15 protein-coding genes are annotated in these 21,013 nt (G+C 58.5%); 11 read left to right on the top strand and 4 right to left on the bottom strand.

Annotation, left to right across the window (positions count from 1 at the left end; genetic code table 11):
- Positions 1-196 precede the first annotated feature (196 nt).
- Entirely contained in the window at positions 197-838 is a 642-nt protein-coding gene (locus PO778_RS08865; RefSeq protein ID WP_271439308.1) for a phytanoyl-CoA dioxygenase family protein, read from the top strand.
- A gap of 184 nt (positions 839-1,022) precedes the next feature.
- On the opposite strand, the gene PO778_RS08860 is transcribed toward PO778_RS08865, so the two are convergent.
- Entirely contained in the window at positions 1,023-2,213 is a 1,191-nt protein-coding gene (locus PO778_RS08860) for a hypothetical protein (protein WP_271439307.1), read from the bottom strand.
- Positions 2,214-2,330: 117 nt separating this feature from the next.
- Complete coding sequence (locus PO778_RS08855; RefSeq protein ID WP_271439306.1) at positions 2,331-4,721, bottom strand: outer membrane beta-barrel protein; 2,391 nt, start codon at positions 4,719-4,721, stop codon at positions 2,331-2,333.
- 291 nt (positions 4,722-5,012) lie between these two features.
- On the opposite strand from PO778_RS08855, the gene PO778_RS08850 reads away from it, so the two are divergent.
- Complete coding sequence (locus PO778_RS08850) at positions 5,013-6,479, top strand: MFS transporter (RefSeq protein ID WP_271439305.1); 1,467 nt, start codon at positions 5,013-5,015, stop codon at positions 6,477-6,479.
- On the opposite strand, the gene PO778_RS08845 is transcribed toward PO778_RS08850, so the two are convergent.
- Positions 6,480-6,956, bottom strand: coding sequence for a MarR family winged helix-turn-helix transcriptional regulator (locus tag PO778_RS08845; RefSeq protein WP_271439304.1), 477 nt, complete (start codon positions 6,954-6,956; stop codon positions 6,480-6,482). It abuts the gene before it with no gap.
- Between the two features lie 129 nt (positions 6,957-7,085).
- Between PO778_RS08845 and PO778_RS08840 the strand changes: the two genes are divergently transcribed.
- The 5 genes from PO778_RS08840 (at position 7,086) to PO778_RS08820 (ending at position 13,661) form a co-directional block, all read left to right on the top strand.
- Entirely contained in the window at positions 7,086-8,048 is a 963-nt protein-coding gene (locus PO778_RS08840; protein WP_271439303.1) for an alpha/beta fold hydrolase, read from the top strand.
- 34 nt (positions 8,049-8,082) lie between these two features.
- On the top strand, positions 8,083-9,903 hold the full coding sequence (locus PO778_RS08835) for a flavin-containing monooxygenase (RefSeq protein ID WP_271439302.1): 1,821 nt from the start codon (positions 8,083-8,085) through the stop codon (positions 9,901-9,903).
- A 161-nt stretch (positions 9,904-10,064) separates the two neighbouring features.
- Positions 10,065-11,276: an acyl-CoA dehydrogenase family protein gene (locus tag PO778_RS08830; RefSeq protein ID WP_271439301.1), complete on the top strand. Its 1,212-nt coding sequence runs from the start codon at positions 10,065-10,067 to the stop codon at positions 11,274-11,276.
- Between the two features lie 16 nt (positions 11,277-11,292).
- Complete coding sequence (locus tag PO778_RS08825; RefSeq protein ID WP_271439300.1) at positions 11,293-12,363, top strand: acyl-CoA dehydrogenase family protein; 1,071 nt, start codon at positions 11,293-11,295, stop codon at positions 12,361-12,363.
- Entirely contained in the window at positions 12,360-13,661 is a 1,302-nt protein-coding gene (locus PO778_RS08820; protein WP_235903643.1) for an MFS transporter, read from the top strand. Before PO778_RS08825 ends, PO778_RS08820 begins: the two co-directional genes overlap by 4 nt.
- A gap of 9 nt (positions 13,662-13,670) precedes the next feature.
- On the opposite strand, the gene PO778_RS08815 is transcribed toward PO778_RS08820, so the two are convergent.
- The gene (locus tag PO778_RS08815; protein WP_271439299.1) at positions 13,671-15,410 is read right to left on the bottom strand and encodes a class I adenylate-forming enzyme family protein; all 1,740 of its coding nucleotides are present in this window, start codon (positions 15,408-15,410) and stop codon (positions 13,671-13,673) included.
- Positions 15,411-15,583: 173 nt separating this feature from the next.
- Here PO778_RS08815 and PO778_RS08810 point away from each other — a divergent pair, with 173 nt between their 5' ends.
- The 4 genes from PO778_RS08810 (at position 15,584) to PO778_RS08795 (ending at position 20,998) form a co-directional block, all read left to right on the top strand.
- Entirely contained in the window at positions 15,584-16,819 is a 1,236-nt protein-coding gene (locus PO778_RS08810; RefSeq protein WP_271439298.1) for a serine hydrolase domain-containing protein, read from the top strand.
- 13 nt (positions 16,820-16,832) lie between these two features.
- Positions 16,833-18,869: a 3-hydroxyacyl-CoA dehydrogenase NAD-binding domain-containing protein gene (locus PO778_RS08805; RefSeq protein ID WP_271439297.1), complete on the top strand. Its 2,037-nt coding sequence runs from the start codon at positions 16,833-16,835 to the stop codon at positions 18,867-18,869.
- 162 nt (positions 18,870-19,031) lie between these two features.
- On the top strand, positions 19,032-19,619 hold the full coding sequence (locus PO778_RS08800; protein ID WP_271439296.1) for a CC0125/CC1285 family lipoprotein: 588 nt from the start codon (positions 19,032-19,034) through the stop codon (positions 19,617-19,619).
- A gap of 203 nt (positions 19,620-19,822) precedes the next feature.
- Positions 19,823-20,998: a TetR/AcrR family transcriptional regulator gene (locus PO778_RS08795; protein ID WP_271439295.1), complete on the top strand. Its 1,176-nt coding sequence runs from the start codon at positions 19,823-19,825 to the stop codon at positions 20,996-20,998.
- Positions 20,999-21,013 lie beyond the last annotated feature (15 nt).

Here is a 21,013-nt window from a genome sequence, read left to right as displayed (position 1 = left end):
CTGCAATCCAGCAGGGCTTCTGCGCGTCTGTATGACGCCCCTAATCGGGCCGAAGGCGGTACATCTGCTGTGGGGGCTGTTTTGTCGAAAAGCCGCCTGTGAGCTAACGACCCAGTAGCTGACCTTGCATGGCAAGGGTGCTCACGCGTAAGTCAGCGAGTGATGACCGACGACATCGCTACAGATTTCGCCTCTTATGGTGCGCAGCTTTTCAAGGGCGCGCTCAATTCGTATTGATGTCTTGGAGGCGGCCCTGAGCACCCTGCCACAAGAGGAGGCTGGCCTTCGGCTCCACGGGATCGATGGCCTCGCGCCTTCGCTTTCCATCGATGGATGCGTCGGAGCCGTTGCTGCTTCAGTCCTGGGCGCAACCGCGAGACCAGTGCGGGCGATCCTGTTTAATAAGTCGCCGGAGGTTAATTGGTCGCTCGCATGGCATCAGGACCGAACAATATGCGTGAAGGAGAAGCGAGAGGCTCCCGGTTTTGGCCCATGGACCGTCAAGAGCGGCATGGTTCATGTCGCTCCCCCGTTCGACCTGCTGACCCGAATGGTGACGTTGCGGGCGCACCTCGACGATGTTCCGGCTACTAACGCTCCGCTTCTCATCGCGCCGGGATCCCACAAGTATGGCCGGGTCGCGGTCGCAGAGGTCGAAAAGGTCATCGAGGTTTGTGGCAGCGCGTCGTGTGTTGCTGAGGCTGGAGACGTCTGGCTCTATGCAACGCCGATCCTTCATGCGTCCGAGGCAGCTTCTCTGCCCACGAGCAGGCGAGTGCTTCAAGTCGATTACGCGGCTGAAGAGCTTCCCTTTGGCCTTGAATGGCTTGGCGTCTAACGTCCGCTTCCCACCCCCCTTCGTGACTGATTTGACGAGCTTGTGATGTGCCAGAAACGGACGGGCTGCTAATGACCTGATAGCTGCCGTTCCGTGTTCGGATCGCGTAAGCGCAAATGCTGGCGCGAGCCAAGTATTGGGAAGCGCCGGCGATATCAGGGGATCGCCAGCGCCCAATGTTCTATCAATCCGTGCTGTCTGCCGGGATTGCGTACTCATGGATGAAATTGATGATCTTGCGCGCATCATCGGCAGCCTGAGAGAAGGCGCTTATCGATCCTCCTCCTGTGAAATCGACTCCTCCAAAAATCACTTCATAAACATTGATTGTCGTGGGTGCCCACGTCCCGTCGGGCTGCTGAATGAGAACCTCGACAGTGACGCCTTCGTACATGTCGGAACGATCATAGGTGAAGTCGCTAAAATCAAAATTCGAATAACTGACGTCCCCAACTCTTTCGATGTTAATATCCAGAAACGCGTTGAGATAGGCGATTTCATCGATCGAGAACTGACCTGTCTTGTCGGTTGCAGCGGCCGCGAAGGACGCTGCGGCCAAGACATCGGCAGCGGTCAATTCGCCGTCGACCAGATAGTCAAATTCTGTGCCTGGCAAGTCGTCGACGCCGGGTATGGTGCCGGTCGTCATCAGGGCAATGTAAATTGCGAGGTTCTCCAACGGGGAGTCGATTGTCTTGGCTTCACCGTCAACGGTCAATACCAGCCGGCCCGCTGCATCAGTTTCGATTGCGGTCGCTTCGTTGAGAAGTATGATCACCTCTTGCGCGCGGCGATCTAGAACCTGGGGCGGGGCTCTGCCAACGTTGAGGCGGCCCAGTTCAACTTCAATCGCCAGTTCCGGATCAATCGGCGCGCCCTCTTCATCCAATGGGATGAGATTGCCATCTGCGTCGATCGGTTGGACGAAACCCTCCTCACTCAGGATCGGCACACCGTTTATGTCGCGCAGGATTACATACATGTCGCCAAACAAGTCGCCCTGCTTACCTGCCGTATCGGGTTTACCACCGCGGTCTGCGCTGCCGCCTTTCCCACCTGCCCACGCAGGTTTGTCGGAATCGTCGTCGCCAGTGTCCGTGCCTGTTACGTCGCGGAAGATATCTTCAAGTCCGCCGCGCCTGCCGCCTTGGCCGCGAGTGCCAGGCGCATCGCCTTTCTTGCCGCGCTGGCCCTGGGTTTCGTGATCGCTTCCGTGATCGGTATCTGTGTGGTCGTGATCGTCTGTTGAGCCACTATCATGGCCGCCGCCATGCTGTTGAATCGACGCAGCTACCTCTGCCGAGGCAGGTAGGCTGTACCCTGCTCCGAAGACCATCATGGCAGCCAGTGCGGTGCCATAGGGGAGAGCTTTCAAGCTAGTTTTGCTGATGTTTTTAAACATTTTTGACCTCACTTTGTTTTTATCTTTCCAAGCATCAATCCAATTATTTTTCTGTCGTTACGTAGTGTTGCGGGGCTGCCGTTCGGCCCTTCAGAGTCTGAATAAGACGCCTATTCGGAACAGGTTTTCGCTGTTCTCGAATCCATCGGATGCGGCATCAATTTCGACATCGAAGCCGCCATAATCTGTGTGTGTGTAATCGAACCTGAGGGACGTCCTGGCTGCGATGCCTAGCTCGATGCCGCCGCCGGCACGGAGCCCGGTTTCCCAGTTGATTTCGCGGACGGACGCCGCCTGCGTTGAGTAGTCGGTTTCAAATCTCGTTCTGGCGAAACCCAGACGGCCATATACGTGCGCGGCTTTGCCCAATTGAAAACCAACCCGGGCAGCAGCCCCAAAAGATAGCTCGTGTTCTGTGGAGTAGATGCGACCGGTGGGTTCGCGTTCGATATTCCAGTCTATGTTGGAAATATCCGCTTCGAATTCGCCGCCAAAGATCAACCGGCCAGCGCGCGCAGACAGGCCAGCAACCAATCCGGCCAGCGGGCCTCCGCTAGCGCGATCTATAACGATCGGCGTTCCGCCCGAGCGTATGCCGGAGTTTTCGCTGATCAGTGAGCCGTGACCGACCTGCACCCCAATGTAAGGTCCGGCAAAATTGTGCGGTGGGAGATCCGTCTTCTGCTGTTCTCCGGTCCGGAAGCCGATACCGACGCGGAACTGGCTCTCCTTGCTGGAAAAATTGTCGAACCCTCCGACTCCGGTTGGAATGTCAGTATCACCGTAAGACTGGAAGCCATATTCGGCGCGGAGAAAGCCCCGTCTGCCGGCGCCAGCTTCCATACCGACACCGAACCCGGGGCCAAGCTTGGTATCACTGATCGTAATCGAAGAATTGGCATGGCTGTAATCGGTTCTGACCTTGGTCCAGCGCAGACCAAAGCGGGTGTAAAGTAGGTCGGAATGAGGGGTCACAATGCCCACGCGTGCGTTCCCGCCAAATGAGTGGCGCTTGCTCAAGGCGAAGTCTCGGCTCGCGATATGCTGCCAATCGGCACCATCAAGAGTGCCTTCGACTTCCAGGCCGAGATAGAATTGTCCGCTCACAACACCGTAGCCGCCGATTGCTGACAAGCTTGCGCCATCATTGCCGAAATCCGCAGTGTTCGCTCCGTCCCTGCCGCGCGGGCCATCGAGGGCGGTCACGATAGTCGAATGACCGAGCAGCAAGGCGCCATACGCCCCGGCAGGAGCAATGCCAGACGACAGGTTGAAACCCTGTCCCTCGGCGAAGTCTTTTCGAGCGCGCGTCTGCGCACCAAGGCGAAGGAAGAACCGATTTTCCTGAAAATCAAAGCCGGCGCGGTTCGAAGTCCGTTCGGCAAAATCATAGTCAGCGCCGATGTAAATCCTCGGGCTGAGCCAGAAACGGGACCAGATGTCGCTGGATAAAATGAACTCGGAGCGGGATACACCGACATAGTCCAGATGCGATCCACTGATCCCGAATCCGGCAGAGAAACGCGCCGTATTGGCGGCCTGAAGGGATAGTCGTGCGGTGCTGAGGATGTAGGCCGAAGAACCGGGCAGTGTGGTTTCCTCTACCGTTCGGTCGATGCGTAGATTGGCTGAAACACCGCGAGGGTCGCTCCAGTTGAGCAACGCGCCGAAATCCACCGTGCTGACGTTTTCCAGCGAGGGGTCGTCGAAGTTCTGTTCCATGATGCCGGCGAAAATCTCGCCGCTGAGGCGCGGTGAGAATCTGTGACGGATCCCGGCGGTTGCCGTGTACCCGCTGGAACTGCGGGCGAAGCCGAAATCATCGAGCCGGGCGCTATAATCCCGCTCGTCGTAAGCGATCTGCAAGAAGGGCTGGGTGTCCGGGTTTGCCTGATATCCAATTCGGCCGCCCAACTCGTAGCGCACCCGGTCACGGTCATCATTGTTGATGGTGCCGCTGATTGACGGCACGTCGTCGAAATCGAGGTCTGCGACAGTGGCAGCGAGCCGAATGCTCAGGTCATCAGTGTCAAGCAAAAGCCCGGCAAAGCCATACGCCCGTTCGAATTGTGTTGGCTCTGTGCCATTCACATCGTCAGGCGACGAACGATTTTCATGATCCCATTGATAGCTGCCGCCGCCGACAATGGTGGCCCTGTCGCTGAGTTTCAGCCGCCCATCCAGCGTCAGCTCCCAGTCTTCATAATTTTCGGATGTATTTTCTTCATAGCGACCGATCAGGCCGCGCGCGCTTGCGGCGACGCGGTAAGCGCTATCCTGCGCAGACAGGTTTATCCGCGGGCGGATGACTGCGACCAGATCATCGATCCGCGAATTCTGGGTCGCAAAAATGTTGTCAGCGTATCCCACCGCTCCATCAAGGTCGGCGCTGAAGGAAACCTTGGCATCCGAAGCTTCGGCTTCAACCACTTGTTCAACTACTGGTTCACTCTCCTGAGACTGGATTTCAGTTTGTGCCATTGCTCCGCTGCTTGCGCATGCCGCAGAAGAGAGCATGAGAATTGCCTTGAAAGATTTTGGAATGTCGCGCCCCACCGATTTGTTTTTCTTCGGGCCGAAACTAGGGTTCGCTTCATCAAGCGCGGTATCAGGATTATTCCCTAATCGCGTGCCGCAAAGATCCCGTGGCAAAAAGACGGGACTTGTATGTTAACCTACAATCTGTTCTCATCATTGCACCTTGGAGAGGGTAGGACATCGATGGTAGGAAACCGGCAAGCGGAAACACAAGCTGCGGCCGTTGCCGCTGGCATGACCGGCGCGGCGGGCGCCGAGGCTGGAGGGCGTTCGGCCGAGATACCGCCGCTGCGCCTAATCACGAAAATCGCTTACGGTTTTGGCGCGGTGGCCCACGGCGTAAAGGATCAGGGTTACAATTATTTCCTGATGTTCTTTTACAGCGCTGTTATGGGCCTGGATGCGGGCCTTGCTGGCCTCGCTATCTTCCTCGCACTTATTCTTGATGCGATCAGCGACCCACTGGTCGGGTACATCTCCGACAACTTCCATTCCCGCTGGGGCCGGCGCCATCCATTCATGTACGCTTCGGTCATACCGCTGGTGCTGGGTTATTATTTCGTCTGGACCCCGCCGGAGGGGATGAGCCAGATGGGCCTGTTCGGATATCTGCTTGCCATGGCGATCATCACGCGGACCTTCATTACCTTTTACCAGGTGCCGAGCACCGCGATGATGCCGGAGCTGACCGACGACTACGATCAGCGCACGGATATCATGTCTTACCGTTATTTCTTCGGGTGGCTGGGCGGTGCATCGCTTTCCATCGTCACGCTCGCAATCTTCCTGGTCCCGACAGACACGATTTCGAACGGCTATTTCAATGTCCAGGGATACAGGACGTATGGTTTTGTTGCATCGTCGCTGATCCTGCTTAGCGTTCTGACTTGCAGCATCGCAACGCATGGCCGCATCAAGTATATGCGGGCCGCCCCGCCCAAGGAAAAGAAAACTGTGCGGGGTGTGTTTGGCGAGATTTTTGAAACTCTGTCCAACCGGTCTTTTCTGGTTCTGTTCGTGGCCGCTCTGTTCGGGGCGGCTGCAACCGGCGTCGGGGCAGGCTTGAACCATTATCTGATGGGGTTCTTCTGGGGATTCAGCCCGCAACAGGTGTCCGGCCTGCAGCTCGCGCTGTTTATTTCCTGCGTTGTTGCCCTAGTATTGTCGCAAGTCATTTCGAGGAAGCTCGGCAAGAAGCAAGGGGCATTGCTGACTGGCGGAACCGCCATGATCATGACCCCGATGCCCTACATTCTGAGGCTGATGGACATGCTGCCGGCCAATGGTGAGGACGCGTTGTTCTATTTCATTCTGGTGTTCCAGATGATCGACGTTGCGCTGATTATCACGGCGCAAATTCTGATGTCGTCCATGATCGGAGACATCGTCGAGCAGAGCGAACTGAAAACCGGACGCCGTTCTGAAGGTATGTTTTTCGCAGCGATCAGTTTTTCCAAGAAATGCACCCTTGGCCTAGGTGGTTTCATGGTCGCAATCATTCTGTCGCTGTCGAATTTCCCCGAAGGGGCGCAACCTGACGAGGTGTCGCAGGCTGCCATCGACGGGATCGGTTTCTATTATATTCCGGTGATTTTCGGGCTGTGGCTGGCGATGATGCTGTGTGTTGCCGCGTATTCGATCAATCGCAGCGACCACGAGGCGAATCTAGCTGCGTTGAAGGCGCGCGAGCGCGGCGCATAATCAGCCGAGCCCGACGCGCGCGTTCGCCTTGATCGCTTTCAGGACCTGAGTGGCCGTTTCCAGATCCTGCGGGGAGATTCCAGCAAACAGCTTTTCCGCGGCCGCATTTCCCAGATCCGTCATTTGTGCTGCTGAATCGATCGCCCGCTGGCTGGGGCGTACGCGCCTGACACGTCCATCGGTGTCGTCTTCGTGGCGCTGCAAATAATTCTTGTCTTCAAGCTGGCGGATCAGAACCCCCGCAGACGCGCGGCCGATGTCCAGCATTTCGGCAAGTTCACTCTGCGTCGGAGACCGTTTGTGAAGCACGGCAAGCAGCATGCGCCATTGCGCGCGCGTAAGCCCCAGTTTCTGCATTTCCCGGTCATAGGCGTGGCGCATCCAGCGTGTGCTGTCGCCCAGCAGATAGCTGAACCTGATCGCTTCCTCGATTGCCGGGCCGATTTCATCAGCCGCGCCTTCATTGTCGTTTCTCATCAGTTCCCCCGACCCAGCGGCGTTAACTGCATCAAGCCAAGCCCCTCATCAAGCGCCGCCAGGATTGGGACCCCATTTACATATTAATATGTATTGATACAAATTGTCTGACGGAGAGGGATTACCGCATTGCACATACAACCAATCAAAGATGACAATACGCTGCTGCCGGAACCTGAAGGCTGGTTGGCATGGGTGCTGGGGCAACCGGTTTCGCGGGGTACTGCCACCGACCGGGGATGCCTGATCAATTATTTCGAGTGGGGCGACCCGGCCAACCCCCCGTTGATCTTGCTGCATGGGTTTCTCTCACACGCAGGATGCTTCGCAGCCATAGGGCCTTATCTGGCCAAGGATCATCACGTAATCGCATATGATCTGTCGGGCATGGGCGATTCCGGCACGCGCGAGCGCTATTCCGATGAGACACGCGTCGCCGAACTGATGGCGGTGGCCCGGCAGACCGGATTGTTCGATCACAAGCGGAAGCCGGTTATCATAGCCCATTCCTACGGCGGGAATGTCGCGATTGAGACGATGCAGGCGCATCACAGCGAGTTTACCGGTGCGATCATCTGCGATCTGATGGCGCTGAGGCCGGAGCATCTGGCACGGCATTTCAGTGGCAACCGGCCGCCGGGCTCGCAGGACCCTGACCGGCCGAACAAGATTTATCCGGACTATGAAACGGCTCGCGGCCGCTATGTTCTTTCGCCCAAGCAGAAGGTGGAAGAACCCTATTTGCTCGAATACATGGCCTATCATTCCATGAAGCGGGTCGATGGCGGTTGGAGCTGGAAGTTCGATCCAGGCGTATTTCGCCGCGATACAACGCGCGAAGACAGGTGGGAAAGGCAGGGGCCGCGAATTGTCGAGGCACCGGGCCGCAAGGCGGTGATCTACGGCCAGCGTAGTTTGCTCTTCACCGACGATTCCGCCGATTATCTGCGCGAACTTGGCGGGGATGATTTTCCGATCATTCCTGTACCCAATGCCCGGCACCACCTGATGCTCGACCAGCCAATCGCATTTGCGACTGCGCTGCTTTCGGTGCTCGAAATGTGGCGTGCAGCCGACCGGACAGAACAATAACGCCGCGCAATTTTTCAAGAAGGACTGAGGGATAATGGCAGGCAACGCGCAACCGGCGGGTACGGCAGGCAGCATCGACAAGGAGGCCTTGCGCCGCAAATATGCTGAAGAACGTGCCAAGCGGCTGCGTCCTGATGGCAATGAGCAGTACCAGCGGCTGGAAGGCAAATTCGCCGCCTATGCCGAAGACCCGCATATGCCGGTCAAGCCGCGAGAGCCGTTGCGTGATCATGTGACGTTCGCTTTTATCGGGGGTGGATTTGCCGGGCTGGTCGCGGGCGCACGGCTGGCCGAACGCGGCATCACCGACGTCCGCATCATCGAGAAGGGCGGGGATTTTGGCGGCACGTGGTACTGGAACCGGTATCCGGGTGCGCAGTGCGACACAGCATCAATGATCTACATGCCGCTGCTCGAAGAAACCGGCCATATGCCGACCGAAAAATACGCGCATGGTCCGGAAATCCTCGAGCATTGCCAGCGCATTGGCCGGCAATATGGACTGTATGAAAATGCGCTCTTTCATACTGAGGTCGAAGCGCTGGAATGGGACGAGGCAGCGCATCGCTGGATCATACGCACCAATCGCTGCGACGAGTTCACCGCACAGTTTCTGGGCATGGGCACAGGCCCGCTGCACGTTGCCAAATTGCCCGGTATCGAAGGGATCGGAAGCTTCGAAGGGCAAAGCTTTCACACCAGCCGCTGGGATTATGGGTATACCGGCGGCGATCCTTCTGGTGCGCCGATGACCGGGCTCTCGGACAAACGGGTCGCCATTATCGGCACCGGCGCAACCTCGGTCCAATGCGTCCCCCATCTCGCCCGCGCGGCCAAGGAACTGTATGTGTTCCAGCGCACACCATCCTCGATCGACGTGCGCAACAATCAGCCGATCGACCCGGAATGGTTTGCTGATGTCGCGCAGCCCGGCTGGCAAAAGCGCTGGCTCGAAAACTTCACCGCAAATCAGGCAGCCGGACCGGGAGCTTCGGAGGATCTGGTGCAGGATGGCTGGACCGATATCGCAAAGCGCCTGCGCGCCCGAATTTTTACCCTACCGCCTGAAAAGATGAATCCGGAAGGGATGATGTCCGCATTCGAAGATGCCGATTTCGAGAAAATGGAGGAGATACGCGGGCGTGTCGATCAATTGGTGGAGGACCCGGAAACAGCACAATCGCTGAAGGCCTGGTACCGCCAATTGTGCAAGCGGCCATGCTTCCACGATGCCTATCTTCAGGCATTCAACACACCCGGCACACATCTGATCGATACAGGCGGCAAGGGCGTGGACCGGATTACGGAAACGGGGCTCGTCGCAGGCGGAAAGGAATATCCAGTCGACTGCATAATTTACGCCTCTGGCTTCGAAGTGGGGACGGATTACACGGCGCGGGCGGGCTATGATCCGGTCGGCCGCGGCGGCGTCAGGCTTTCCGAATATTGGGCCGATGGGATGCGCACGAAACACGGAATTCATGTGCGAGGCTTCCCGAACATGTTTGTTGTCCAGCCAACACAGGGCGCGAACCTGATTTCCAACATCCCGCACAATCTGACCGAGTCCGGCGCGACGATCGCGGCGATAGTCGATGAAGCCATCCGAAGAGATGCGGCTGAGGTCGAAGTGACGCAAGAGGCAGAGCGGCAATGGATCGATCTGCTGCTTAGCGGTCCGGGTATGATGATCGGCGCGCAAGATTGCACGCCGGGATATTATAACAACGAAGGTCAGGAGCCGGGGCCAAAGGCCAAGCTGTCGGTCGGCTATCCAGCCGGAGCGATGGCGTATTTCAAGTATATTCAGGACTGGCGGGACTCGGGCAAATTCGACGGACTGGAATTCCACTGAGATTTCACACGGCGTTTAGCGCGCGCCACCGGGGAAGTTTGCGAGCAGGCAGGCATTTCTCGTTCGCTTGTTGCCCAAACGCTGATCGCGGTTATATGTATGCAAGCATACAAAATGCTCGCCGGCTTCGAGCCGGACCGGGCTGATAGAGGAGACAGGCGATGGCAACACAGGTCGATAGTGCAGCAGCAAGCGAAGGGGATGCCTTTCGCGAGGAGGTCCGCCAGTTTCTGGCTGAGAATTTCCCCGCAGAGCTGAAGGGCAAGAACAATGCTCTCGCCAGCGTCGAGGGACCAACCGAGGAAAGCGATGCGCAGCGCCAATGGCGCGAAGCGATGGGCGCCCGTGGGTGGGGCACACCAACCTGGCCCAAGGAATATGGCGGCGGCGGCTTGACCAAGCCGCAGGCACGCATTCTCGATCAGGAAATGGCCAAGATCGGGGCTTTCAACCCGATTGGCGGCATGGGCGTGATGATGTTCGGCCCTACGCTCCTCGAATATGGCAGCGAAGAGCAGAAGAAAGAGCATATTCCGCCGATCTGCCGCGGTGAAATCCGCTGGTGCCAGGGATATTCAGAACCCAATGCCGGTTCGGACCTCGCCAACCTTCAAACCATGGCCGAGGACAAGGGCGAACATTACCTCGTCAATGGCCAGAAAACATGGACCAGCGGGGGCCAGTGGGCGGACAAGTGCTTCTGCCTCGTTCGCACCGATCGCAGCGACAAGCACAAGGGCATCAGCTTCCTTCTGATCGACATGGATATGCCCGGCGTCGAAGTGCGCCCGATCACGATGATCAGTGGCGCCAGCCCGTTCTGCGAAACATTCTTCACCGACGTCAAAGTGCCAAAGGAAAACCTGGTCGGCGAAGAGGGTAACGGCTGGACCATCGGCAAGCGTCTGCTTCAACATGAGCGGACCAATTTGTCGGGCGGTGGCAGCATGGCACGCCTGATGGGTGCGAGCATCGCCGATGTTGCCAAGCATTATGTCGGGACCGATGCGGATGGCCGGATTGATGACCCTGTTCTGCGCGACAGGATCGCAGATTTTGAGATCCGCTGGAATTCGTTCTTGCTGACTGCGCGCCGCGCGGTGGAAGAAAGCAAGGCGCAAGGCGGCGTCTCTGAAATCAGTTCAGTACTCAAGAAACTTGGCACCAAGCTGGGTCAGGAACGTGCCGAGATGGCGATTGAAATCATGGGCCTCCAAGGCCTCGGCTGGGAAGGCGAGGGTTTCACCGACAAGGAACTTGCCGGTGTCCGCGGCTGGCTCTTCGGGAAAGCCACCACGATCTATGGCGGATCGACGGAAATTCAGAACAACATCATTGCGAAGCGTGTCCTCGGCATGCTCGATCACCAGTAAGGGAGGGCACAGAACGATGGCCATTCTCAACGAAGAACAGGAAATGCTGCGCGATATGGCGCGCGATTGGGCGAGCAAGGAAAGCCCGGTCACCGAATGGCGCAAGGTACGCGCCGGCGGTCAGCCGGAAGCCTTCAGCCGCGATGCCTATTCCGCAATGGCGGACATGGGCTGGACCGGGGTGATAATTCCCGAAGAACATGGCGGTTCAGATTTTGGCTGGCTTTCGGCCGGTCTCGTGATCGAGGAATTGGGCAAGACGCTGACGGCAAGCCCGCTGATTGCGAACACAGTGGCAGCCTCTGCGATCATTCTTGGTGGAAACGAAGAACAGAAAGCTGCCTGGCTACCGAAACTTGCCAGCGGGGAAGCAATCGCAACGCTCGCGATTGACGAGAGCGCGCGGCACAACCCCGCTGCGATAGAGACCAGCGCTGCAGGTGGCAAAGTGTCAGGCACGAAGGCATTCGTGCACGAGGCGCATAGTGCAGATCTGTTCGTGGTTGCGGCCAGGGATGGGCTCTATCTGGTCGAAAGTGGTCAGGGAGTTTCCCTGTCGTCCCGTAAGCTCGCCGATTTGCGAAGCCATGCAGAGGTCAGTTTTGACAATGCGCCTGCGCAAAAGCTGGAGGGCGGCGGCGACGATCTGCTTGAACAGGTGCTCGACCGTGCACGGATACTGACCGCGTGCGAAATGCTGGGCATGGCGCAGGCGGTGTTCGATACGACGCTCGATTATCTGAAGCAGCGTGTGCAGTTCAATCAGGTGCTGGCCACTTTCCAGTCGTTGCAGCACCGCATGGCAGATCTGTTTGGCGACCTTGCTCAAATGCGTTCTGCGGTTGAGGGCGGTCTTCAGGCGCTCGACAGCGGCTTTGGTGTCGCCCGTGCGGCGACAATCGCCAAGGCAGAAGCAAACCGTGTGCTGCACGCTATCAGCCGCGAGGGCCTGCAATTGCACGGGGGTATCGGAATGACCGACGAATACGACATCGGTTTTTATCTCAAACGCGCCCGTGTGCTTGAGGCAAGCTGGGGCAGCACGCCGTGGCTGCGGGGCCGGTTTGCCGGGATCAGCGGGTATTGAGCGACACTCTCGCCGGCACTGGCGAGGCGAATGAGGCGCGCCCGGATGGAGACGTCTGGGCGCGCCATTCTGCGTTTGTGGAAAGCAACCTCAAGCGCAACTACACCGCAAATCTGATCCACGGTGTCTTCGGGATGACCGGGTTTAGGTTGATTTATGCACCGACCATCATCCCCGCCTACATCTTTTTCCTGACCGGCAGTGCGGCAGCAGTCGGTTTGGGTGCCGCGCTGCTGCAAGTGGGCGGCACGCTTTCCCCGATCCTGTCCGGCGCGCGGATCGAAAGCCGCAACCGGATTTTACCCTACGCTATTTCGGTCGGTTCGATGATGCGGGTGATGGTGCTGGCGCTCGCGATCGCGGCATGGATGCTGGAAGGCACCGCGCTGCTTGTGGTGACGCTGGCTGCTTTTCTTCTGCTCGGCTTTTTCAGCGGAGCGCAGAGGGTCGCGTTTCAGATGCTGATGGCAAAACTGATCCCGATGGACCGGCGCGGCAGATTGCAGGGCATTCGCAACATGATCGGCGGAATGATTGCAGCGGTCCTTGCGTGGGTCGCCGGGCATTATTTCATCGAGCAGCAATGGTTCGGTAACGGCTATGCGACGACGTTTCTGCTCGCGTTTCTTTTGACAACAGTCGGGCTGGTCGTACTGAAACTGGGGATTAGGGAGCCTGATGCACCGCGCCTGCGCCCGGCAATTCCGCTGCGCGAAAGGTTTGCTCAATTCGCCATGCTGCTGTCCCATCGCGGTTTCCGTGCGTTTCTGATTGCCCATGCATTCGGCACAATTGCGCGCGTCGGATTGCCGTTCTGGACGCTGTATGTCGGCGACCGCATGGGAATGGACGGTGCGCTGATCGGCACGCTCAGCCTGGCTTTCCTGGGGGCGGATACGGTTTCAAATCTGGTCTGGGGCGGGGTGGGCGACCGCTATGGCTTCCGCCTGGTCTATATCGGTGCCTTGCTGAGCAGCCTTGCGGGCATGGCGCTGCTCGTAATCGGCAGCGGATGGATTGTGATCGCCGCGTTCGTCGCGCTGGGCTTCGGCTTCTCCGGATGGATGATGGCGGCGGTGACGCTGGTGCTCGAATTTGGCGAGCATGAGGACATACCCATGCGTCTCGCTCTGCTGACAACCACAGAAGGGGCTATCGCGTCGATCGGGCCGATCGCCGCCGGTCTGGCTGTTGCGGCGATGGGCTACACTCCGCTGATTGTCGCTGCGTTTGTCTCGCTGGCAGCGGCTCTCCTGTTCGTTCTGATACTGGTCAGAGAGCCGCGCCGCTTCGGTTGAACGCCCTGACTAGCTGGTGAAGAAGGACTGGAGGTCTTTCTTCAGGATTTTCCCGTTGGCGTTGCGCGGCAAAGTGTCTTCGCTGAAAGCAATGCGGACGGGGATTTTGAACTTCGCAAGCCGTTCCCCGACCCATGCGCGCAATTCGTCTTCGCTTGCTTGCTCTCCGGGGGCCAGGTGAACGACTGCCGCCGGTTCTTCTCCCAGCTGGGTATGCGGCAAGCCGATCAGCGCGGCATCGGTGACCGCCGGATGATCGTAGAGGACATTCTCGACCTCTGATGAATAGATGTTTTCACCGCCGCGAATGATCATGTCCTTGGCACGGTCGACGATGTAGCAGAAACCCTCGCCGTCCAGTTTGGCAAGGTCGCCGGTATGCACCCAGCCATCGGTGAAGGTGGCTGCCGTGGCCTCTGGATTGTTCCAGTATCCTTTCACGATCATGGGGCCGCGCGCCCACAGCTCGCCGACTTCGCCCACGGGCAATTCCGCCGTGCCATCGTCGTTCATGATTTTCAGGTCGGCGACTGCGACGGGCGGGCCGCAGCTGTCCGGGCGGTTGAGATAATCTTCAGAGCTGTGGCCGGTCACTGTGGCCATGGTTTCGGTCATGCCCCAACCATTCCCGGGCAGTGCGCCGAACACTTCGCGGATTTTGCGCACCAGTTCCGGGGCAGCAGGCGCGCCGCCATAGGCGATGGCTTCGAGGCTGGAGAGGTCGTAATTCTTCCGCTCTGGATGTTCCAGCAATTGCCATGCGATTGTCGGGACGCCGCCGGTGACGTTGACCTTCTCACGCTCGATAATCTGGAATGCTTCGACCGGGTCCCATTTGTGCATGAAGATCAGTTTGTTGCCCGCGGCGATGCCCCCCATCAGGTTCGCCGAGCAGGCTGTCACGTGAAACAGCGGGATGACCATCAGGCCGGTTTTTGCTGCGGGTTCCGGCGGTTGTTCACCGCGCCTCAGCGCGGCACAGGCGGCGTTGAAACCGCTTGAAAGGATGTTGGTGCACAGATTGCGGTGGGTGCCCAGTGCGCCCTTGGGATTTCCGGTGGTGCCGCTTGTGTAGAATATCGTCGCGTCATCATCAGGATCGATTGAAACATCGGGCAGCTCGGCTGGCGGGAGGCCGGCGAAATCTGCCGGTGTTCCGATAATGCTTTCCAGCGTCGCGGCACCTGCCGGCTCACCATCGGTGCGCGAAACGATCGCGGCTTCTAGGTCCGGGCAATCCTGCCTGTGCGGTTGGATCCTCTCCCACCGTTCGGCATCGCAGACCAGAATGCGTGCGCCGGAATTTTTCAGGCCGTATGCCAGTTCGGGGCCGGTCCACCACGCATTCAGCGGAACGCAGATCGCGCCGATGGTCACTGCGGCGAAGAATGCCACCGGCCATTCCGGCAGATTGCGCATGGCCAGCGCGATCCGGTCGCCCTTCCTGATCCCGCGCGTCTGAAATTCGTGCGCCAGTGTGGCGACCGCGCGGTACCACGCATCGTACGTAACCCGCTCTCCTTCGTAGACCGTGAACTCCCTGCCACCGTGCGATCTGCCCAGTTCCGCAATTACCCTGAGGTTGGTCGGCGCATTCTTCCACACGCGGGTCGGTACGCCGCGGATATCGATGTTCTCCATCTCGAATCTCGCGCCAGGGGCGGTCAGCGCTGCAACGCAGTCTTCGCGGCTCATCGCAGGCCAGCCTTCGGGCGCAGTCCAACCAATCGCCTGTGCGAGATCGCTCATCCTTTTTCCCCTCCAAGATTTTTTACCGTGGCATCGGCCCGGTATTGTATGCAAACATAGTATTCCCGACGATGGCACGCGGCGCGGCGGAAAAACAGGCAAAAACGTAGCGCCGCCCAATCAATTCGTTAATGGGGTATGTTGAAGCAGAGGAATTGGGGAGAGACATTCGCATGTTCGATCTGGCGAAAGCACAGGATCAGGGTTTCGACGCCGAAAGGCTGGACCGGATTCCTCGATTTCTGGCGAAAACCTATATCGACAATGGCCGGTTGCCCAATGCGCAGCTGGTCGTCGCGAGAAACGGAGAGCCCGTTCATTACACCCGGCTCGGCAAGATGGGCGATGACGGGCGCGACCTGAAAGACGATGCGCTGTTCCGCATCGCTTCCATGACGAAACCAGTCACTTCCATTGCGTTCATGCAGCTTGTCGAACATTGCAAGATCGCGCTGGAAGATCCGGTCAGCAGGGTGTTTCCCGAATTTGCGGACCTGGCAGTATATGGCGGCGGGGGCGGCGCGGTGCCATTCGCCCCCGGCAAACCCGCTGCACAGATGCGGTTTGTCGACCTGATGACGCACATGTCAGGTTTCACCTATGGTCTGCAGAACCGGAACAACATCGATGCCGCCTATCGCGAGCATGATTTCGACTTTGCGCGGCATCACCTTTCGTCAGACGAGTATGTTTCCAAGCTGTCGCAGCTGCCGCTCGAATTCTCGCCCGGTGAAGGGTGGAATTACTCGGTTTCGACCGATGTGCTGGGCATCGCGGTAGAGCGGATTTCCGGAATGCGGCTGGGCGAGTATTTCGAAAAGCACATTTTCGGCCCGCTCGGCATGAAAGACACGGCGTTCGGCGCACGCAATGATGGGAAGGAGCGGCTGGTCGATGCCTACGCCTATCGCCCCGGCGCGGAACCGCGCATGATCGACACCGGCGCGAGCAGCAAGCTGAACCACGAGGGCAGTTTCGACAGCGGCGGAGGCGGGCTTGTTGGCTCCATTGCGGATTACCACCGTTTCGCAACCATGCTGCTGAACGGCGGCGAGTTGGACGGGGCCCGGATCATCAGCCCCAAGACCTTGCGGCTGATGCGGACCAATCACCTGCCCGGCAATGCCGACCTCACGCAGATGTCCAGCAGCCTGTTTTCCGAAGCCAACAATGCCGGCACCGGTTTTGGCCTTGGCTTTGCGATGGTGATCGACCCTGCAAAGGCGCTGATGCCGTCCAGCATGGGCGAATTTTACTGGGGCGGTGCCTATTCGACCGCTTTCTTTGTCGATCCTGTGGAACAGATCACAATGGTCTTCATGACGCAGGTTTATCCGTCTTCGATCTATCCGATACGGCGCCAGATCAAAACGCTGATTTATTCCGCCCTTACCGAAACATACGCCTGAAGGAGCGCAACCAATGACTTCACCAATCCGCACCGAACTGCATGACGACGTGCTTGTCGTGATCTCTGACAATCCGCCGGTCAACGCGCTTGGCCAGGCTGTCCGTCAGGGCTTGAAAGACGCAATTGAAGGCGCGCTGGCCGATGACCGGGTCAAGGCGGTGGTGATCCGCTGTGACGGGCGGACTTTCTTCGCGGGCGCCGACATTACCGAATTCGGCAAACCGCCGCAGGGCCCGAACCTGCCGGAAACACTGGATGCGATGGAAGCCAGTGACAAACCGGTCGTCGCCGCGATCCACGGTACTGCGCTAGGAGGCGGCTGCGAAGTTGCGCTGGCCTGCCATTACCGGGTCGCCGTGCCCAGCGCGAAAATCGGCCTGCCCGAAGTCAAACTCGGCCTGATCCCCGGCGCGGCTGGAACGCAGCGCTTGCCGCGACTTGTCGGGGCAGAGGCCGCCTTGCCGATGGTGGCGATTGGTAACCCGATTGCAGCGAAGAAAGCGCAGTCCATCGGGCTGATCGATGAACTGGTCGGCGAAGAGAGCCTAGAGGCAGATGCGATCGCCTTCGCGCGTTCGAAAATCGGTCAGGACGTGCCGCGTTCTTCCGAAGGCACCGCCAATCAGGACGGGGTCAAAAACCCTGACCTGTTCGACGAATTCCGCGCCAAGCAGGGCCGCAAGATGCGCGGTTTCGATGCCCCCAATGCCGCTATCGAAGCGGTCAAGGCGGCAGGCGAAATGCCCTATGCCGACGGCGTCAAGAAGGAACGCGAACTGTTCATGAAGCTGATGTCCGGCACGCAAAGCGCGGCCATGCGGCATTATTTCTTCGCAGAACGTGCCGCCAACAAGATTGACGATGTTCCGGCAGACACCGAGATCCTGCCGATCAAGAAAGTCGGCATCATTGGCGCCGGTACCATGGGCGGCGGGATCGCGATGAATTTCCTGTCCGCAGGCATCGCAGTGACGATCCTGGAAATGAAGCAGGATGCGCTCGACCGCGGCACCAGCGTGATGCGCAAGAATTACGAAAATACGGCCAAACGCGGTCGCATGACCGGTGAACAGGTCGAACAGGCGATGGGGCTACTTACCCCGACCCTCGAATATGATGACCTCGCCGATTGCGACCTCGTGATCGAGGCAGTGTTCGAGAATATGGACGTGAAGAAAGAGGTTTTTGCCAAGCTGGATGAAACAGTGAAGCAGGGCGCGATCCTGGCATCCAACACCAGCTATCTCGACATCGATGAAATCGCGACTGCGACCAAGCGGCCGGGATACGTGATCGGGCTGCACTTCTTCTCGCCCGCGAACATCATGAAGCTGCTCGAAGTGGTTCGCGGTGCAAAGACCCGCGGCGATGTGCTGGCCACGGCGATGAAACTGTCGAAGAAGATCGGCAAGGTCGCCGTTGTGTCCGGCGTCTGCCCCGGATTTATCGGCAACCGCATGCTGTCGAAGCGGCAGGAGCAGGCCAACCAGTTGATCATGGAAGGCGCAAATTACTGGGACGTAGATGACGTTCTGCTGGAATTCGGTTTCCCGATGGGGCCGTTCCAGATGGGCGATCTGGCGGGGATCGATATCGGCTGGCACCGCGATCCTACCAAGGTCACCACAATTCGCGAGGCCCTGTGCGCAGTCGGCCGTTTCGGGCAAAAAGCGGGCAAGGGCTTCTATGATTACGACGAGGCCCGCCAGCGCACGCCATCCGATGAAGTGAAGCAGATCATTGCTGATTTCGCCGCGAGGGAAGGCAGCGAACAGCGCGACATTTCGAAGGAAGAAATCAAGGAGCGCCTGCTCTACCCGATGGTCAATGAAGGCGCGAAGATCCTGGACGAAGGAATGGCCCAGCGCGCGAGCGATATCGATGTGGTCTGGATCAACGGTTATGGCTGGCCGCTGTTCACCGGTGGGCCAATGTTCTGGGCAGACACCATTGGCCTCAGCACGGTTGTCGAAGGGCTGGAAAAGCACGGTCTCGAAGTCAGCGACTATCTGCGCAACAAGGCCGAGAAGGGCGAAACCTTCAACTGAGCAGACATCGGCGCCGCTGCGCTTTTCAGCAAGCGGCGCCGACCTGCCAGTCGCGTGATTGTGAAAAGTCCCGGGGATTTACGTATAGGATCAGGTGCCTGACCAAGTTGGAATGCAGCGGACCGGCAAAACGTCGCCGGCCGGCTACTGGAGACTTGAAGTATGCGCCTCTACCCGAAGATTGCCCTGGCCGCTGCAGCGACAGCAATGCTCGCCAGTGCAGGCTGCACCTATCGCAGCACCCCCTATCAGCCGCTGTCATCCGCAAACGAAGTGGCCAGTGGCTATTCGGACGAACGTCTTTCGGATCAGCGCTACCGCGTGTCCTTTGCCGGGAACAGGCTCACTTCCCGCGAGCAGGTCGAAAGCTATCTGCTTTTCCGGGCGGCAGAGCTAACGGCCCAGCAAGGGTATGACTGGTTTGCGATTGAAGACCGTGTGCTTGAACGCGAGGTCGAACGGCAGATCCGCCGTGATCCGCTTTATGACCCGTGGTACGGTCGCTACTACGGCGATTGGCAGCCTTATTGGCGGTATTATGGGCCGAGCGGCTGGCGGGCGTGGTACCCCTATTACGGTCATTCATTCTGGACTGAACACGTCGATATCCGCGAGGTCGAACGTTTCGAGGCCACCGCTGAAATCCGGCTGGGCAAGGGCGAAACCCCCAACAGCACAATGCGGGCTTTCAACGCGCAGGACGTAATCGAAAGGATCGGTCCGCGGATCGAATACCCCGGCGAGAAATAGCACCGTTGTTGGCGCCTCCTGAAAACGGGGCGCGCGCATGAGTAAAGCCGGCCAGCGAGCATATCTGGCAAACAGATACGTTCGCATGGCCGGTTTTTCTGCAAGCAGCGAAGGCGTCGGCGATGCTCGGCCGAAAGCCGTGATACTGAAGTTCAGATTGCTGCCAGCTTGGCTCTGACGCGACCTTGGGCTAATTGCGGCGCATGAGACGCGATCAAATCCTGGACGCAGCATCGGAGTCGTTGGCGCTTGGAAGCGTTGCCGATCTCGATCTGGCGGAGATCGCAAACAAGGTCGGATTGAAACCGACAAGCGTGCGGTATTATTTCCGAAACCGGGAAGATCTGGCGGAGGCTCTCTATCATCGCCGGCTTGAAGAGCTCGAGGAAAGTCTCGCTGCTGCGGAGGAGCAGGAAAGCTTGTCCGGCGCTGTTGCGACCATTTTCGATATCGAGCTGCAAAATTATGCGCTGTATCTCGAAGGCAAGGCCAACCGCCGCAGCCAGCTGGGCGAAGTTCGCACGCTGCACCGGTCGCGGCGCAGCCGGGTGGGGGCGCGCTACAAGGAAGCGTTGGAACGAACCCGGAAGTTGCTGAATGACCGGGTCAATCCGGCGGATGAAACGGTGCCGCTTGCGGCCGCTCAATTGCTGCTGGAAAACCTCTTCTGGCTGCCAGCATGGATCGATGATTTCCGCGATTGGGAATTCGGGTATGTTCGTGACCAGCTGACGGCACTTACTTGCGGGGGTATTTTGGCGCGCACTGTCAGGCCGAACTGGAAGGTGCTCGACGAAACTGATGCCGGAACCGGGAAGGCAATCGACAATGCAGCATTCCTGCGGACTGCCACTCAACTGATTTGCCGCAAGGGTTATCGGGGCACGTCGATTGATGCGATAGCCGCGGAGCTCGGGGTCACGAAGGGAAGTTTCTACCACCACAACCGGATCAAGGAGAGCCTGGTCGAGCAGTGCTTTGAAGAAAGCTACAACCGGATGGGCGAATTTCAGCGCAAAGCAGCCGAAATGGCCGGAAATCCGGTAGACTCGATCGCCACTGTGCTGGCCTCCATCATTCGCGTTCAGCTGGAACAGAAGGAGCCTTTGCTGCGCGCGTCGGCGCTGCCCGGCCTTCCGCGCGCGATCCGGATGGCCACGATCGAACGATCGAAGCCGGTGACGCGCTGGTATGCGAGCGAATTGTCACGCGCTGCTGCAAATGGCGGAGTGAACCCCGTCGATCCGAACATAGCTGCGCAATTCATTTCGATTGGTGCCAATGCGACTTACGATCTTGCCCGCTTCCACAACTATAATTCAACCCGCGACAGCATCGCCAATTGCCTGCGTCTGATCTTGTACGGTGTAGTAGAATAAGTATGGCTTTTTGGT

Source organism: Pontixanthobacter luteolus, assembly GCF_947494915.1.
GTDB classification, from domain to species: domain Bacteria; phylum Pseudomonadota; class Alphaproteobacteria; order Sphingomonadales; family Sphingomonadaceae; genus Pontixanthobacter; species Pontixanthobacter luteolus.
The sequence above is the reverse complement of the archived record's forward strand: the minus strand, read 5'-3'. Positions and strand labels throughout refer to the sequence as shown.

What these genes read in the sequence shown, in the direction of transcription:
- PO778_RS08865 (WP_271439308.1), top strand. Translation starts at nt 197, where the DNA reads ATGGTGCGCAGCTTTTCAAGGGCGCGCTCAATTCGTATTGATGTCTTG.
- PO778_RS08855 (WP_271439306.1), bottom strand. Translation starts at nt 4,721, where the DNA reads ATGGCACAAACTGAAATCCAGTCTCAGGAGAGTGAACCAGTAGTTGAA.
- PO778_RS08850 (WP_271439305.1), top strand. Translation starts at nt 5,013, where the DNA reads ATGACCGGCGCGGCGGGCGCCGAGGCTGGAGGGCGTTCGGCCGAGATA.
- PO778_RS08845 (WP_271439304.1), bottom strand. Translation starts at nt 6,956, where the DNA reads ATGAGAAACGACAATGAAGGCGCGGCTGATGAAATCGGCCCGGCAATC.
- PO778_RS08835 (WP_271439302.1), top strand. Translation starts at nt 8,083, where the DNA reads ATGGCAGGCAACGCGCAACCGGCGGGTACGGCAGGCAGCATCGACAAG.
- PO778_RS08830 (WP_271439301.1), top strand. Translation starts at nt 10,065, where the DNA reads ATGGCAACACAGGTCGATAGTGCAGCAGCAAGCGAAGGGGATGCCTTT.
- PO778_RS08825 (WP_271439300.1), top strand. Translation starts at nt 11,293, where the DNA reads ATGGCCATTCTCAACGAAGAACAGGAAATGCTGCGCGATATGGCGCGC.
- PO778_RS08815 (WP_271439299.1), bottom strand. Translation starts at nt 15,410, where the DNA reads ATGAGCGATCTCGCACAGGCGATTGGTTGGACTGCGCCCGAAGGCTGG.
- PO778_RS08810 (WP_271439298.1), top strand. Translation starts at nt 15,584, where the DNA reads ATGTTCGATCTGGCGAAAGCACAGGATCAGGGTTTCGACGCCGAAAGG.
- PO778_RS08805 (WP_271439297.1), top strand. Translation starts at nt 16,833, where the DNA reads ATGACTTCACCAATCCGCACCGAACTGCATGACGACGTGCTTGTCGTG.
- PO778_RS08800 (WP_271439296.1), top strand. Translation starts at nt 19,032, where the DNA reads ATGCGCCTCTACCCGAAGATTGCCCTGGCCGCTGCAGCGACAGCAATG.
- PO778_RS08795 (WP_271439295.1), top strand. Translation starts at nt 19,823, where the DNA reads ATGAGACGCGATCAAATCCTGGACGCAGCATCGGAGTCGTTGGCGCTT.